This is a genomic window from Streptomyces sp. NPDC006368 (assembly GCF_040612535.1).
Classification (GTDB): Bacteria; Actinomycetota; Actinomycetes; order Streptomycetales; family Streptomycetaceae; genus Streptomyces.
Map to the genome: position 1 here is coordinate 84,729 of NZ_JBEXQK010000005.1, position 15,495 is coordinate 100,223.

General features: G+C 74.5%; 7 protein-coding genes. 3 read left to right on the forward strand and 4 right to left on the reverse strand.

Translation table 11 applies throughout. The features are described from left to right. Window positions 1-52: 52 nt before the first annotated feature. Both ABZZ38_RS06550 and ABZZ38_RS06555 read right to left on the reverse strand, forming a co-directional pair. A complete protein-coding gene (locus ABZZ38_RS06550) occupies window positions 53-2,911 on the reverse strand; it encodes a beta-ketoacyl synthase N-terminal-like domain-containing protein (RefSeq protein ID WP_356736403.1) in 2,859 nt (952 codons plus the stop codon). Further along, complete coding sequence (locus ABZZ38_RS06555) at window positions 2,904-6,131, reverse strand: amino acid adenylation domain-containing protein (RefSeq protein WP_356736405.1); 3,228 nt, start codon at window positions 6,129-6,131, stop codon at window positions 2,904-2,906. The genes ABZZ38_RS06550 and ABZZ38_RS06555 overlap by 8 nt, the downstream gene beginning before the upstream one ends. A gap of 152 nt (window positions 6,132-6,283) precedes the next feature. Between ABZZ38_RS06555 and ABZZ38_RS06560 the strand changes: the two genes are divergently transcribed. The 3 genes from ABZZ38_RS06560 (at window position 6,284) to ABZZ38_RS06570 (ending at window position 12,656) form a co-directional block, all read left to right on the forward strand. After that, a complete protein-coding gene (locus ABZZ38_RS06560) occupies window positions 6,284-9,190 on the forward strand; it encodes an AAA family ATPase (protein WP_356736407.1) in 2,907 nt (968 codons plus the stop codon). 63 nt (window positions 9,191-9,253) lie between these two features. Continuing rightward, entirely contained in the window at window positions 9,254-12,049 is a 2,796-nt protein-coding gene (locus ABZZ38_RS06565) for a PEP/pyruvate-binding domain-containing protein (protein WP_356736409.1), read from the forward strand. Next, window positions 12,042-12,656 carry an HXXEE domain-containing protein gene (locus ABZZ38_RS06570; protein WP_356736411.1) on the forward strand — a complete coding sequence of 205 codons (615 nt, stop codon included), beginning with the start codon at window positions 12,042-12,044 and terminating at the stop codon, window positions 12,654-12,656. The genes ABZZ38_RS06565 and ABZZ38_RS06570 overlap by 8 nt, the downstream gene beginning before the upstream one ends. A 4-nt stretch (window positions 12,657-12,660) precedes the next feature. On the opposite strand, the gene ABZZ38_RS06575 is transcribed toward ABZZ38_RS06570, so the two are convergent. Further along, window positions 12,661-13,836: a Glu/Leu/Phe/Val dehydrogenase dimerization domain-containing protein gene (locus ABZZ38_RS06575; protein WP_356736413.1), complete on the reverse strand. Its 1,176-nt coding sequence runs from the start codon at window positions 13,834-13,836 to the stop codon at window positions 12,661-12,663. A gap of 53 nt (window positions 13,837-13,889) precedes the next feature. Beyond that, window positions 13,890-15,449 carry a 5-guanidino-2-oxopentanoate decarboxylase gene (locus tag ABZZ38_RS06580; protein WP_356736415.1) on the reverse strand — a complete coding sequence of 520 codons (1,560 nt, stop codon included), beginning with the start codon at window positions 15,447-15,449 and terminating at the stop codon, window positions 13,890-13,892. Window positions 15,450-15,495: the final 46 nt, after the last annotated feature.

Here is a 15,495-nt window from a genome sequence, read left to right on the forward strand (position 1 = left end):
TTTCGTGTCTCCCCGGGCGACTGGCCGGAGCCACGGCCGGGGACAGGGGTTTCTAAGGCCGAAGGGCGCGGTCGACGGCCGCGCCCAGGCGCCGGATGTTCTCCGGGTCGCGGATCATCGAGTAGTGGTCGCCGGGTACGTGGAGCACGTCGACCCGGCCCGAGCAGTGACGGGTCCAGAGACCGCGCTCGGTCCCGCGGATGTCGAGGGCGCGCATGATGGCCCGGTTCTCCTCCTGCTCGGCGGCCAGGACCACGATGTCCGCGTCCAGCCGCCGGTCGGGGAACCAGCGCTTGAGCGCTTCGTGGTTGTCCTGCCAGGTGTGGAAGAACCCTGCCAGTTCGGCCTTCATCGCCTCCGACCAGGTGGGGTCGCCGATCCGCTCGATGACCTCCTCGACGGACCGCGCCGCGGGGGCGTCGGCGTCGTGCTCGGACGTCGTTCCGGGCAGGATCTGCCCGACGAGGGTGGGGAAGGCCGCGAGGAAGGCGGAGCTGTCCGCCGTGCCGCCGATGTAGGCCTCGGGCGGGTGCGAGTCCAGCATCACCACCCGTTCCACCCGCTCCCCGTCCCGCTCCAGTTCGGCCGCCATCTCGAACGCCACGCTGCCGCCGAAGGAGTACCCCGACAGGAGGTAGGGGCCCTGGGGCTGCACCTCGCGGACCAGGGACGTGTACAGCCGGGCGAGGTCCCGGACGGACCGGTGCCGGCCGGGCTTCCCCGCCGGGTGCGTCAGCGCCCACAGCGTCCGCTCGTCGCCCATGTGGCGGCTGAGGTCGATGTAGGCGGCGATGGTGCCGCCCGCCGGGGGCACCATGAACACATGCCCCGGCGCGGAGCCTTCCCGGATCCTGGAGAGCAGATGGCGATGCGCGTCCGCCGCCCGGGGCAGGGTTGAGGGCGGGAGGTCCGTGCCTGCGCGGGCCGCACTGTCAGGGGTGGCGGCCCCGGCCGATGCGGTCAGGTGCTCGACCAGGGCCGACAGCGTGCGCAGCCCGTCGAACTCCTCGAAACTCAGCGGCAGTCCGGTGGTGTCCCGCAGCAGCGTGACCGTCTCCACGGCGCGCATCGAGTCGAGGCCCTGGTCGTAGAAGTCGTCGTCCGGCCCCAGCTCCGGCGCGTCCAGCATCCGGGTGAGCACCTCCCGGACCTGCTCCTCCAAGTGCGGCGCGGCCGCGGGCGACCGGGGCGCGGTGGCGGACCCGTGCCCGGGCAGTACGTCGATCCAGTGCCGCCGTCGGCGCATCGGGTGGCCCGGCAGCGCCACCCGGCGGGCGTGCGTGCGGTCGCCGACCGCCTCCGGGTCCAGCTGCCCCCCGGCCAGCCAGACGGCCGCGGCCGGGTCGTCCGGCACCGTGCCGCCGGACGCCACGGTCCCCAGCAGGCCGATGAGTTCGGACACCGACCCGGCCCGCAGCGCGGTGCGGGCGGCGAAGTCGGTGCGGCCGTCGGACAGCGTGAAAGCGACGTCGTCCAGGCGGGCGTCGGGGTGGTCCGCCAGCCAGTCGCGCAGCTCCGCCGCCAGGACCGCCAGCGCCTCCGCGTCCCGGGCGGACAGGAGCGCCAGATGGGTGCCCGTCGGCGCGGGGCGTTCCTCGGCGACCGGCGGCGCGGCCAGCACCACATGGGCGTTGGTGCCGCCCAGCCCGAAGGAGCTGACGGCCGCCGCTTGGACCGGGGAGACGGGCCGTACGGGCTCCGCCGAGATGCGGTAGTGGTCCAGGTGGGCCTCGATCCCGGGGCCCGGGGCGGTGAAGTCCGGCTGGCCGGGGATGACCTGCTCCCGGAGGACCAGGGCCGCCTTGATCAGGCCCGTGACCCCGGCCGCCGCGTCCAGGTGCCCGAGGTTGGCCTTGACGCTCCCCAGGTGGCACGCCTTCGGCGGGTCCCCGTCGGCGGCGTGCGCGGTGGCCAGGGCGCGTACCTCGATCGGGTCGCCCAACGCCGTGCCGGTCCCGTGCGCCTCGACGTAGCCGATGGCGTTGGCCGGCAGGCCGGACACCGCGACGGCCTCGCGGATCACCTCCACCTGGCCCGCGGCGCTGGGCGCGGTGAACCCGACCTTGTCGGCCCCGTCGTTGTTCACCGCGCTGCCGCGGATCACCGCGCTCACCCGGTCGCGGTCGGCGACCGCGTCGTCGACCCGGCGCAGCACGACGACCCCGCAACCGCTGCCGCGCACCGTGCCGTTGGCGGACGCGTCGAAGACCCGGCACCGGCCGTCCGGCGACAGGATGCCGCCCTCGCGGTACAGATAGCCGGTCTGCTGCGGCACGCTGATGCTCACCCCGCCCGCCAGCGCCATGTCGCACTCGCCGGCCAGCAGCGACTGCACGGCGAGATGCACGGCGACGAGCGAGGACGAACAGGCCGTCTGGACGGTGACCGCCGGGCCGGTCAGCCCCAGCCGGTGGGCCACCTTGGTGCAGAGGAAGTCCTTGTCGTTCCCGAGCAGCAGCGGGTAGCTGATGCCGTCGGGCGGCAGTTCCTCGCCCGCGGCGACCAGGCCCAGCAGATACGTACTGATGCTGCTGGAGCCGAACACCCCGATCCTGCCGTCGAACCGGCCCGGCGGGTGGCCCGCGTCCTCCAGGGCCGCCCAGCACGTCTCCAGGAACAGCCGCTGCTGCGGGTCCGACAACCGGGCTTCGCTGGAGGGCACGTTGAAGAACTCCGCGTCGAACAGCTCGATGTCGTCCAGGGCCGCGGCCATCGGTACGTAGGACGGGTGCCGCGCCAGGTCGTCCGGCACGCCCGCCTCGCGCAGCTCCTCGGCCGTGAACCGCCGTACGGAGCGCTTGCCCTCCAGCAGGTTCTCCCACAGCTCGGACACCGACCCGGCGCCCGGGAACCGGCCCGCCATGCCGACCACGGCCGCCGCCATCTCCTGGCCGCTGGTTTGTTCACTCATCCGTCGTCTCCTCCTTCGCTGTGCCGCGTGCTCCGCCGCGGACCGCGGCCCGTGCCGCGCGCCTGCGGTCGCCGCCCACCGGCGCCCTGCGGGTGACGGCCCGCCCGCCGGGGCGTGTTCCGGTGAGGGCGTTCGCCGCGTCCGTCCGGTTCAGGCGGGCGGCGAGCAGCCGGGGCGTCGGGTACTCGAACAGCTCGACCATGTCGAGCCGCGCGCCCTGCAACTCCTGGGTCAGCCTGCGATGGACCTGGACCACGTGCATCGAGGTCCCGCCCGCGTCGAAGAAGCTGACGTCCGGGCCGACCGAGTCGCGCCCGATGACCTCGGCCCAGATCCGGGCGACGGCCTGCGTCATGCCGTCCCCGACGCCCGGCGCGGGGTCGGCCGGGGTGGCGGCCGGAGCGGGCAGCGCGGCCGCGTCGACCTTGCCGTTCACCGTCAGCGGCAGTTCCGCGACCGGTACGTACAGAGCGGGAAGCATGTACACCGGGAGGCGGTCCAGCAGCAGCTTGCGCAGGGCCGCCTCGTCCGGCGGGTCCTCCTCCGCGACGAGCCACGCGGCGAGCAGCGGCTCGCTGCCCTCGGGCGTGTGCACCGCGACGTGCACGTCCTTCACGCCCGGTGCGCCGCGCAGCGCCGTCTCCACCTCGCCCAGCTCCACGCGGTAGCCGCGCAGCTGGACCTGGCGGTCGATCCGGTCCAGGTAGACCAGGTGGCCGTCCGGCCTGACGTAGCCGCGGTCGCCCGTCCGGTAGACCCGGTCCCCGTAGCGGCTGCCGGTCACGAAGCGTTCGGCGGTCAGCTCGGGACGGCCGAGATAGCCGCGGGCCACGCCGTCGCCCGCCACCAGTATCTCGCCGGGCACCCCGGCCGGGCAGCGGTTCAGGTTGCGGTCGACGACGGCGATCCGCAGGTCCGCCAGGGGCTTTCCGATCACGCCGCTGTCCTCGCCGTCCACGGTGGCCGGGTCGATCTCGTGGAACGTGGTGTGCACGGTGGTCTCGGTGATGCCGTACATGTTCACCAGCCGGGCCCGGCTCCCCATCAGCGCCGTCCAGGGCCCCACGGTGCCGGGGCGCAGCGCCTCGCCGCCGAAGACCACCCAGCGCACCCGGAGGTCGGCTGCCGTCTGAGCGTCGAGGACTTCGGTGAGCCTGCGGAAGGCCGACGGAGTCTGGTTGAGGACCGTGACGCCCTGGTCCGCGAGCAGCCTGGCGAAGCCGAGGGGCGAACGGATGGTCTCCTCGTCCGGCACGACGAGCCGGCCGCCGTGCAGCAGGGCGCCCAGCATCTCCCAGACCGCGAAGTCGAAGGCGTACGAGTGGAACAGGCACCAGACGTCGTTCTCGTCGAAGTCGTAGTGCTCCGACGAGGCGGCGAAGAGCCGCGTCACGTTGTGGTGGGTGACCTCCACGCCCTTGGGGGCGCCCGTCGACCCGGAGGTGAAGATGATGTAGGCCACGTCGTCGCGGGACGGGCCCCGGCGGGCCCGTTCCCGGTCCGGCCGGTCGTGCTGTTCTGCCAGCAACTGGTCCGGCGCGAGGCGGCGTTGGTTCTCCGAGCCCGGCAGTTCCTTGTCGGCGACCACGGTGATGGTCCCGAACTGGCCCAGGATGTGCCGCAGCCGCCCGGCGGGTGCGTCCGGGTCCAGCGGTACATACGTCCGTCCCGAGCGCAGCACCCCCAGGAGTACGGCGATGAGCTCCCGGCCGCGCGGGAGGGCCACGGCCACGTGCTCTTTGTGGCCGCCCGCGTCGAGCGCGTCGGCGACCCGGGAGACCGCGCCGTCCAGCTCGGCGTAGGTCCACTCCCCCGCTCCGTCGGTGACCGCCGTCCGCCCGGGGTGCTCACGGGCGGTGGCGGAGAACCAGGCGTCGACGGTGTCGGGCTTGTGCTGCGGCCGGTAGTCGTTGACCAGGTCGTCCAGGCCGCGGTCGGCCTCCGGGCTCAGCACCGGTATCCGGGACAGCTGCGCCGGCGGATCGGCCACCGCCGTGCGCAGGACGCTGATCAGCATCGCCGCGGGATCCGCCGGGGCCAGGCGGTCGGCGTACTCGATGCCGAGGCTGAAGCCCTGGTCGCCCTCGCGGACGTTGACCGCCAGCGGGTAGCGCACCAGGGTCCGCGGCACGAACAGGGTGTCGGTGGTGCAGCCCGGCAGGTCCAGCGGATAGGCCTTGCGGTAGTGGGTGATCGCGTTGTCCATCTGGAGGGCCGGTGTCCGGCGCCCCTCGAACACCTGCGGGGCGTGCTCCGTGAGGTCGAGCAGCTTGTGCCGGAGCATGGTGCGGATCCGCACCGCGATGACGTCGCAAAGGTCCGCGAAGGTGGGGATGGTCTCCAGGTTCAGCGCCAGCGGATGGGTGTTGATGAAGTACCCGAGCGCGAACATCTGCTGCCAGTTGCGCCGGGTCGCCAGCGGCACGCCCACCACCACGTCCGGCCGGCCGGTGAGGGCCGACATGACCACGGCGTGCGCCGCGAGGAACACGGTGTACGCCCCCGCCTGCACGGTCAGCTCACTGGCGCGCAGGGCCGTGTCGAGGTCCGGCGGCAACGGGATCTGCCGGACCACTCCGGGCAGCGCCCCGTCGGCCCGGCGCTTCTCGGTCAGCTCCTCGTGGGAGAGCCGGGACACCCCGCTCAGCAGCTTCCGGTACGCGCTCACGGCGGCCGCCGTCCGGTGCGGGCTCATGGTGTTCATCGGCTGGTGGCGCAGCCCGGCCAGATACTCCGGGTCCAACTGCCGCCCCTGGTACAGCTGCGAGGCCATCTCCGCGATGTTGAACATCGTGATCGCGTCGCTCACCAGGTGAGAGCAGACCACGCCCAGATACCCGGCGTGACGCCCGCGGTAGAGCGTCACCTCGTACTGCGGCCACTCGTCCGGCGTCCGCGGCCGCTCCGCCGTGCGCCCGATCTCCGCCGCCACGGCGGCCGCCTCCGCCTCGGCGTCGAGGCCCGCGGGGGCGTCCAGGATCCTGACGACCGGCCGCCCGGGGTGCCGGTGGCCGGCCTCGCCCGAGGCCCCCTGCCGGAAGACCAGGTTCAGTCCGACGCTCTCGGACAGGATGTGCTCGAGGGCGTCCCGCAGCCGCTCCGCGTCGAACTCCCCGCGGATGCGCTCCGCGTGCGCCAGGGTGAACGCGGTGTCCCCCGGATAGAGCCGGTGATACAGCACCAGCTTGCGTTGCTCGGCGCTGAGGCTGATCTCCTCCACTGCGGTCCCCTCCCGGTGGTCGTCAGGCGGCGGCCGAAACCGACCGTCCACAGGTATCTCCCGGCGGCCACCGCGGCGGCTACGCGTACCGGTACGCGAACTAACCGTCATATCCGGCGAGGTGGGGCGCGGGGACCGTATAGCGTGCCGTCATGTTCGAAGAGCACGGTGAGGGTACGCAGGAGGGACGGAACCCCGTCGGCCCCGGTGGCACCGGCGAGCTGCTGGACGAGCTGGAGCGGGGGGAGTCGCGGCTGCTGGTCGTGGAGGGCGGGCCGGGCCACGGGCGCAGCACCGCTCTGGAGCGCCTGGTGGCGTCCGCGCGGCGGCGGGAGCGGATGGACGCCGCCCTGGTGCGGTGCGGGCGGGAAGAGGCGTCCTTCGACTGGGGCCTGGTACGGCAGTTGCTCGACGCGCTCCCCTGGCCCGCCGGCGAGTCGCCCGTGCGGAACCGGCTCGTGCTCCGGGACGAGCACTGGTTCGCCGCCGTGCGCGAGGGCGACCCCTGGGAGACCCTTCAGCGGCTGTACTGGCTGATCGCGGAGCGGGCGGCCGAGCGGCCCCTGGTGCTCGCCGTCGACGACGTCCACTGGTGCGACGCCCCATCCCTGCGGCTCCTGGGCCAGTTGGTACGCAGGCTGCACCAGCTGCCCGTGCTGCTGGCCGTCTCGGTCGACCCCGCGGAGTGGTCCGGCGCCGAACAGCTGCTCATCGACGTGGTGAACGCGCCCCGACGGCTGCGGTGGTCGCCCCCCGCGCTGGGCCGGGGCGAAGTGGCCGCGCTCGCATGGGAGTTCCTGGACGACGACGGAGACGCGGTGGTGGATGCCTGCCTCGACGTGACGGGCGGGGTGCCGGGCCTGGTCGTCGAGGCGCTGCGGACGGCCTCCCGCGCCCCGGCCGGGGAGACGCCCGAAGATGCGGTACGGCGATGCGCACCGTCCGAAGTGGCCACCGCCGCCCTGTCCCGCGCCGCCTGGCACGGCGAGGCCGCGGCGCGGGCGCTGAGAGCCCTGTCGGTGTTACGCAACCCGGTGCCGGCCCGGCAGGCCGCCCGGCTGCTGAACCTGGAGCCCGCCGAGTCCGCCGACACCCTGGCCCTCCTGGAGCGGCTGGGCTATCTGGAGGTCGGCCCCGACGGTGTGCTGATCGGACCCGAGGTGCTGCGCCGGGCCGTCAGAGCGCGGCTGAGCCCCTCGGAGCGGCACCGCGCGGAGAGCCTGGCCGCCAGGGTGCTGGTCGGCCGGCCCGAGGCGCTGAACGAGGCGGCCGGGCATCTGCTGGCCGTTCTCCCGGAGGGCGACGCCCGGCACGTGGAGATCCTCCAGGCCTCCGGTCGCCGCATGCTGGCCGCGGGCCGCTACCCGTACGCCGCCCGCCTGTTGCAGCGCGCACTGGAGGAGCCGCCGGCCGACGAGGACCGGGCGGAGATCCTGGCCGACCTGGGGCTCGCGGAGCTGTACCGGGACCCCCGGTCCGCCGTGGAGCACCTGCGGCCCGCGGTGGCCGGGGCCGGCTCCCCGCAGGAGCGGCTGCTGTGGACCCTGCGGCTCACCCATGCCCTGGCGATCACCGGGCAGGCGGCCGAGGGCCACCGCGTCCTGTGGGCCGAGCTGGAGCGTACCCCGCTGCGCAGCGGCCACGAGCTGGTCCGGCGCGCGGCCGCCGAACTGTTCTTCCTCGTCCTCAGCGACGACGACATCGCCCGCGCCCGCCACCAGTCCGTCGGCGAGAGCGACTGGACCGGCGCACCGCGGCAGAAGGCCCCGCTGCTTCCCGCCCGCGCGGTGCGGCTCTCCCGGGCCTCACGGGCGCTCGCCGGGGCCTTCGCCTGCCGCACATCCGGCGAACTGGTCGGCGGCATCCACGACGCCCTGTCCAGCGGGCCCGAACCGACCGACGAGAGCAGCATGGGCTGGCTGGCCATCGGGTCGATCCTGCTGTGGGCGGACGACCTGACGGCGGCGGAGCGCGTGTTCGGGCGGGCCGCCGAGGAGGCGGAGCGGTGGAACGCCCCCCAGCCGCGGTACACGGCGCTGTGGCTGCACGCCCTCGCCGCGGTGAACGCGGGCCGGCTGGCCGAGGCCCGGAGGCTCACCGCCACCGCGGTCGGCCTGGCCCGCGAGCGCCCCTGGGACGTGTGGGCGGCCGGTCCGTCCATCGTCGCCATGCGGCTGGCCGAGGAGTGCGGCGGGGAACCGGCGCCGGCCTTCGGACCGCTCGTGGGCGAGCCGGGCGGGGAGTTCCCCCGGCTGTGGGTCGCGGACCTGGCTCTCGCGGGCCGGGGACGGTTGCGCGTGGTCGAGGGCGATGTGAGCGGGGGGCTGGCGGACCTGCTGGAGGCCGGACGGCGGCTGACCGCCATCGGCTGCCTCAACCCGGCGATGTCGCCCTGGCGGTCCGCGGCGGCGCTGGCCCTGGCCCGCCTCGGCCGGGCCGACGAGGCGCACCCGCTCGCCGACGAGGAGGTCCGGCTGGCCCGCGCCTGGGGCGCGCCGCGCGCCCTGGCGGTGGCCCTGCGCCGACGCGGCGTGCTGCGCGGCGGCGACCGGGGCCTGGCCGACGTCGAGGAGTCGCTGTCGCTGCTGGCGGACCGGAGGTTCCCGCTGGAGTCGGCCCGCACCCTGCTGGCACAGGGCGGACTGCACCGGTCCCGGCGCTCCCACGACCCGGCCCGGGACGCGTTGACGGAGGCGTACCGGCTGGCCGGGCAGTGCGAGGCGGACCGGCTGGCCGGGCGGATCCGGGAGGAACTGCTGGCCGTCGGCGGCCGGCCCCGGGTCAGCCGCTCGGGCGGACCCTCACCGCTCGCCCCGGCGGAGTGGCGGGTGGCCCGGCTGGCCGCGAACGGTGCCACCAACCAGGAGATCGCCGAGCACCTGTATCTCGCCCGCCGGACGGTGGAGGCGCACCTGACGAGCGCCTACCGCAAGCTCGGCATCCGCGGCAGGAGCCAGTTGCCCGAGGCCCTGCGGCGGTTCGACGACGAGTCCCCGGAGAGCGACGACGACGCCCTCGCGGGCGGGGGTACGGAAATTCCTGCGGGGCGACCACGATGACCGCCCCGCGCCCGGGCGCTGCACTGGTATGACTCCCTGGCGCGACGGAAGGCACAGAGGATCATGAGTGAGGTACACCCGGCGGGCATGGCACCCCCGGCCGACGGCCGGTCGCCCCTGGTCGTCGCGCTGGACCGGATCGGCTCCGGCACGTCGGCGCTCGTCGGCGGGAAGGCCGTCAACCTGGGAGTGCTGATCGCCGCGGGCATGCAGGTGCCGGACGGTGTGTGCGTCACCACCGAGGCCTACCGCCGGGTGACCGAGGAACCCCGGTTCGCCGTGCTGGTCGACAAACTGTCCGACGTCCCGGCCGGCGACACCGCGACGCTCGCCGAAGGCGCGGAGCGGATCCGCGAGGCCGTACTGGGCGCCCCTGTCCCGGACGTCGTCGCCGAGGCCGTGACGGCCGCCTACCGGGAGCTGGGGGACGACGTCCCCGTGGCGGTGCGGTCGTCCGCGACCGCCGAGGACCTGCCGTCGGCGAGCTTCGCCGGCCAGCAGGACACCTTCCTCAACGTGGTGGGCGAGCAGGCGGTCCTCGACGCCGTCCGCCGCTGCTGGGCCTCCCTGTGGACGGACCGGGCGGTCACCTACCGCGCCACCAACGGCATCGACAACCGCAGCGTACGGCTGGCCGTCGTCGTCCAGCGGATGGCCGGCGCGCGGGCGGCCGGCGTGATGTTCACCGCCGACCCGGTCTCGGGACGACGCCACTGGGTCACCGTCGATGCCGCCCCCGGGTTGGGCGAGGCCGTGGTCTCCGGCGCGGTCAACCCCGACCACTTCGTCGTGGACACCGACACGGACGAGGTGGTCGAGCGCCGGCTCGGCGACAAGCAGTTCGCGATCCGCCCCCTGCCGGGCGGCGGCACGGAGCAGGTCGAATCCGCCGGCCCCGGACCGGCGGCCGACGCCTGCCTCGACGAGGGCGAGCTGCGCGCGCTGGTCGCCCTCGGCCGAAAGGTCGAGCGGCTCTTCGGCAGCCCGCAGGACGTCGAATGGGCGCTGGACGCGGACGGCCGGTTCTGGCTCACCCAGTCCCGTGCCGTCACCACGCTCTACCCGCTTCCCGTCACCAACGCGCGCGGGGACGAGGAGGTCCGGGCCTACTTCTGCTACAGCATGGTCTGGCAGGGCATCCAGGGACCGCTGACCCCGGTGGGGCTGTCCAGCCTGCGGCTGGTCGCCTCCGGCATGGCACGGCTCGCCGGACTGCCCGTCCCCGACCCGTACAAGGGCCCCAGCGCCTACGCCGAGTCCGGCAACCGCATGTTCCTGGACATCACCACCGCCCTGCGCGGGGCGGGTGGCCGCGCCGCGCTCCCCGGCCTGCTCAAGATGGTCGACAACCAGACGGCCAAGCTCGTCGACGAACTCTTCGACGACCCCCGCTTCGCGCTGACCAACCCGTCCAGAGCCGGACTGATCAGACGGCTCGGTCGGATCGCCGTCCGCGCAGGGGTGCCGCTGCGGGTGGCCGAGGCGGTGATCCGGCCCGCCGCGGCCCGCGACCGGGTCGCCCGGGTGGGCGCCCGGCAGGTGGAGCGCTTCGTGCTCCCGGAGGCCGTCCGGCCCCAGCAGCGCCTGGAGACCGCGCGGCGCATCCTGCTGGAGGGGATCCCCGCGATCTTCCCCCGCATGGTGCCCATCCCGGCCGTCGGAGGCGCGGCCCTCGGGATCGCCCTGAAGCAGCTGGGGCAGGAGGTGACCGAGGAGGAGGGCCTGGCGCTGCTGCGCGGCCTGCCCCACAACGTCACCACCGAGATGGACCTCGCCCTGTGGCAGCTCGCCGACCGGATCCGGCAGCGGCCGGACGCCGCCCGCCTGCTTCAGGACGCCTCCGCCGGCGAACTGCTGAGGGCGTACCGGGACGGCACCCTGCCCCCCGTGGTCCAGCAGGGGCTGAAGGCCTTCCTCGACGAGTTCGGCCACCGGGCGGTGGCCGAGATCGACGTCGGCGCGCCCCGGTGGACCGATGCCCCGGCCCACCTGTTCGGCGTCCTCGCCGGCTACCTGGCGTTGACCTCGGAGGCCGCCTCGCCCGAGAAGCAGTTCACCGACGGCGCGGAACTGGCCGAGCGGACCACGGGAGAACTCGTCGCCCGCGCCCGGAGGCACGGCAGGCTGCCGGCGGCCGTGGTCCGCTTCGGTATCCGGCGCGCCCGGCAGCTGCTGGGGCTGCGCGAGGTCACCAAGTTCTACTCCGTCCTGCTGATGGCACAGGCCCGGCGCGAACTGCTCCTGGTCGGCGAGGAGCTGGCCGCCGACGGACGGCTCGACGCGGCCGAGGACATCTGCTTCCTCGAACTGCCCGAGATCGCGCAGGCCCTGGCGGGGACGGACGTACGCGACCGGATCGGGCCGCGACGCGAGGAGTTCGCCCGGGAGGGCCTGCGCCGGCACGTACCCCGGGTGCTGCTCTCCGACGGCACGGAACCCACCCTCGCCCCCGCGGACGACGGCACCCTGCTCGGCGCGCCCGCCTCGGCCGGCACCGCCACCGGACCGGCCCGGGTGGTGTACGACCCGGTGGGCGTCAACCTGCGGCCGGGAGAGATCCTGGTCGCGCCGTCGACCGACCCGGGGTGGACCCCGCTGTTCCTCACGGCGGGCGGCGTGGTGCTGGAGACCGGCGGGGTGAACTCGCACGGCGCCGTGGTGGCCCGGGAGTACGGCATTCCGGCGGTGGTCGGCGTGCCGGGCGTGCTCTCCGCCGTGTCGGACGGGCAGGAACTTACCGTGAACGGGTCCCTGGGCACGGTGTCCGTCGGGACGGACGGTCAGGCCGAGCAGGCCGAGCAGGCCGAGCCCGGCGTACCGGTCGGGGAGACGGCGGACTTTCGGGAGCGGGATGTCTGAGCACGGAGCGGAGTCCGGGGGCGTTGCTCCGGCGGTCACCTGGGGGCTGCTGGCCGCCTTCGCGGTGCACGACCTGGAGGAGCTGGCCACCATGCCCGCCTGGGCCTCGGCCCAGGTGGACCGGTTGCGGGAGAGCCACCCGAAGGTTCCCGAACGGGTGTGGTCCGCGATGAGCGTGACACCCGGGCACGCGGCCACCGCCATCGGCCTGATGGGTCTGGTGGTCGGCGCCGCGTCGGCCGACGGAGCCAGGACCGGGGGACGGTCGCCGTTCTTCCAGACCGTGCTGGCCGGATTCGGGCTGCACGCGGTCTCCCACGTCGCCCAGAGCGCCGCCCTGCGCCGCTACACGCCCGGCGTGGTCACCACCCCGCTGGTTGTCGCCCCGTTCTCACTCTGGGCCTGGCGTGAGCTGCGGCGCGGCGGAGTGCTCCGGGAGGTCGGCACGCGGAACGTGGTGAGCAGCGCCATGATGTTCCCGCTGGGCATCCTCGGCGTACACGCGGCTGCCTTCGGGGTCAGGCGGCTGGCCCGGTGGACGGCCCCCGGCCGCCCGGCCGCGCCACGTCGGGCGGGCGGGGCCCGGGCGAAGGGGACCGGAGCGTAGCCGCTCAGTCCGAAAGGCCCCGGAAGTGGGCGTGGTTGCGCTCCGCGAGGCGGCTCGCCACCTCCCGGGGGCTCAGACCGGTGGCGCGGACCTCGGCGAAGACGTCCTCGACGAGCCGCCACATGGTCTTGTCGATCTTCGCCAGGGCCTCGCCCGCGTCCGCGCTGACGTCCCCGAAGAGGGTCCACCACCACCAGCTGTTCGCCGCGAAGTTGGCGAGGAAGTCCGGGACCACGATCACCCCGCGCTCCAGCAGGGCCTTCTCGGCACTCGGGAGTACGGAGACGTTGGCCGCCTCGACGAGGTACCCGCAGCGCACATCGCCCTCGTTGGCGTCGTCCACGGCGTAGGAGGCGGCGGCGGTGACCAGGACGTCCGACGCCACCGACAGCCACTCCTCGCGCGGCAGCAGCCGGGCGCCGGAGGGCAGCCGGTCGCGGTCGACCAGACCCTCGGGGCTGCGACGGGCCAGCAGCGTCTCCACGTCCAGGCCGTCCGGGTCGGCCACCACGCCGTCCCGGTCGACGACGGCGACCACGTGCATGCCCGCGCGGGCCAGATAGCGCGCCGCGGCGCCGCCCATCGATCCGAAGCCCTGCACCACGGCGGTGAGTCCCACCGGGTTCTCGTCGGTCTCCGCCAGGGTGGCCAGCACCGCCTGGGCCACGCCGTAGCCGCCGACCGTGTCGCCCAGGCCGAGCCCGTCGACCCGGACCGCGAAGGCGTCGTCGATCCGGCGCAGTCCCGCCTCCGCGCCGTCGGGCACGTGGCGGAGCGCCGGGTGGACACAGGAGCGCAGCCCGGCGGCGGTCACCGCCGCGTCGATGTCCTGCTGCTGGGTGCCCAGGTCCTCGCCGAGTGCCCAGTACGTCTCCACCAGGGGGCTGACCGCACCGAGGAAGCGGGTCAGGACACCCGGCGCCTCCGGGCTCGACGGGTCGAAGTCGATACCTCCTTTGGCGCCGCCGAAGGGGAGGTACCGGTCGCCGGGCTGGTGGACCAGCGACTCCTTGAGCGTCATGGTCCGGGCCAGTTCGGTGACTTCGGACAGCGTGCAGCCGGGGCGCATCCTGAGACCGCCGCTGGCGACGCCGCGCAGCAGCCGGTCGATCACCAGATAGCCCTGTGCGTCGGTCTGCTCGTCGGACCAGGTCAGCTGAAGATAGGGGGTTCGGTTCACGGTTCCTCCGGAGCTGTCGGGCGGATGGCTGGACGGGCCGACGGGATGAGGCGTCAGCCGGGCGGCTCGGGGACCTCGATGACGGTGGGCCCGGGTGTGGTGAGGGCCTTCGCGACGGCGTCCCGCAGCTCGGCGGGGCTCGCGGCGTGCGCCCCGGCACCGCCGTAGGCCCGGCTCAGCGCCGGGAAGTCCGGGCCGTGCAGGTCGACGCCGACCGGGGGGCAGCCCCGTTCCGCCATCTCCTGGCGGATCATGCCGTAGCCACCGTTGTTCACCACCACCACGGGGAGCGGCCGGCCGGCTTCCACCGCCGTCGCCAGTTCGTTGACCGTGAACTGGAGTCCGCCGTCACCGGTGAGCACGGCCACCGGGCGTTCCGGTGCGCCGATGCCCGCGCCGATGGCCGCGGGCAGCGCGTACCCGAGGGTGCCGAAGCCGGTCGGATAGAGGAACCGGCCGGGGCCTTCCACGGCGAAGCCGGTCAGCGCCCCGAAGTAGCAGACCTGCGCGCTGTCGTTGACGAGCACGGTGTCCTCGGGGAGCGCCGCCCGCAGGGCCTCGACGATCGGCCGCCAGCGTTCGCCGTACGCGGTGACGGCGGACCGGGCCGCCCTCACGTCCGGGGGCCGGGCCGCCGACCGGGGGCCGATGGCCCGCCGCAGTCCGGCCAGGACGGTCGCCGCGTCACCGGCCAGGGGGTGCGCGGCGAACGGCCGGTGCAGCTGGTCCGGGTCGAGGTCGACCCGGACCAGCCGGCCGCCGAAGCGGAGCGGCTCGTCCCAGGAGTCGGTCTCGGCGAGTTCGGTGCCGACCGCCAGGACGGCGTCCGCGCCGTGCAGGAACCTGCGCACCTCGCGCAGGTGCAGCCCGGCGCCGAGCGAGAGCGGATGGCTCTCCGGGAACACGCCCTTGCCGTTGGCGGTGGTCACCGTCGGCGCGCCGAGGAGTTCGGCGAGCGCGCGCACGTCGGCGACCGCGCCCCGGGCCCCGCCGCCCACCACCAGGGCCGGCCGCCGGGCCTCGGACAGGGTCGCCGCGGCGGCCCGTACCGCTGCCTCCGACGGAGCCGCGGGCAGCGCCCGCACCGCGGGTGGCACGGTGATGTCCGCGGTGCGGGCGAGCAGGTCGTAGGGGACCTCAAGATGGACCGGGCGGGGCCGGCCGAGTGCGAAGTCCGTGAACATGCCGGCCAGTACGCGAACCATCTCGGGCAGGGTCCGGACCCGTCGGCTCCGTGCGCAGACCGAGGCCAGCGCCGCCGACTGGTCCTTGACCTCGTGCAGCAGCCCGGACCCCCGGTCGTGGTCCAGGGGCATGCCGGGCGAGATGATCAGCAGCGGTACGGAGTCCGAGTACGCCTGGCCGGCCGCGGCCGCGGCGTTGAGCAGACCGGGCCCACTGGTGGTCACCACCACACCGGGGCGTCCGGTGACCCGGGCGTACCCGTCCGCCGCGTATCCGGCGCCCTGCTCGTGGCGGGGCGTGACGACGCGCAGCCGGCCGGGGCCGAGGTGCCGGTAGATCTCCAGGTTGTGCGTGCCGGGTATTCCGAAAACCGCCTCGACGCCGTTGGCGCGCAGCGCCGAGACCAGCAGCTCTCCGCCGGTGGCCATGATTCCCCCCGTGGTCGGTACGCCCGTGTCCCGGCGCGAGCGCCGG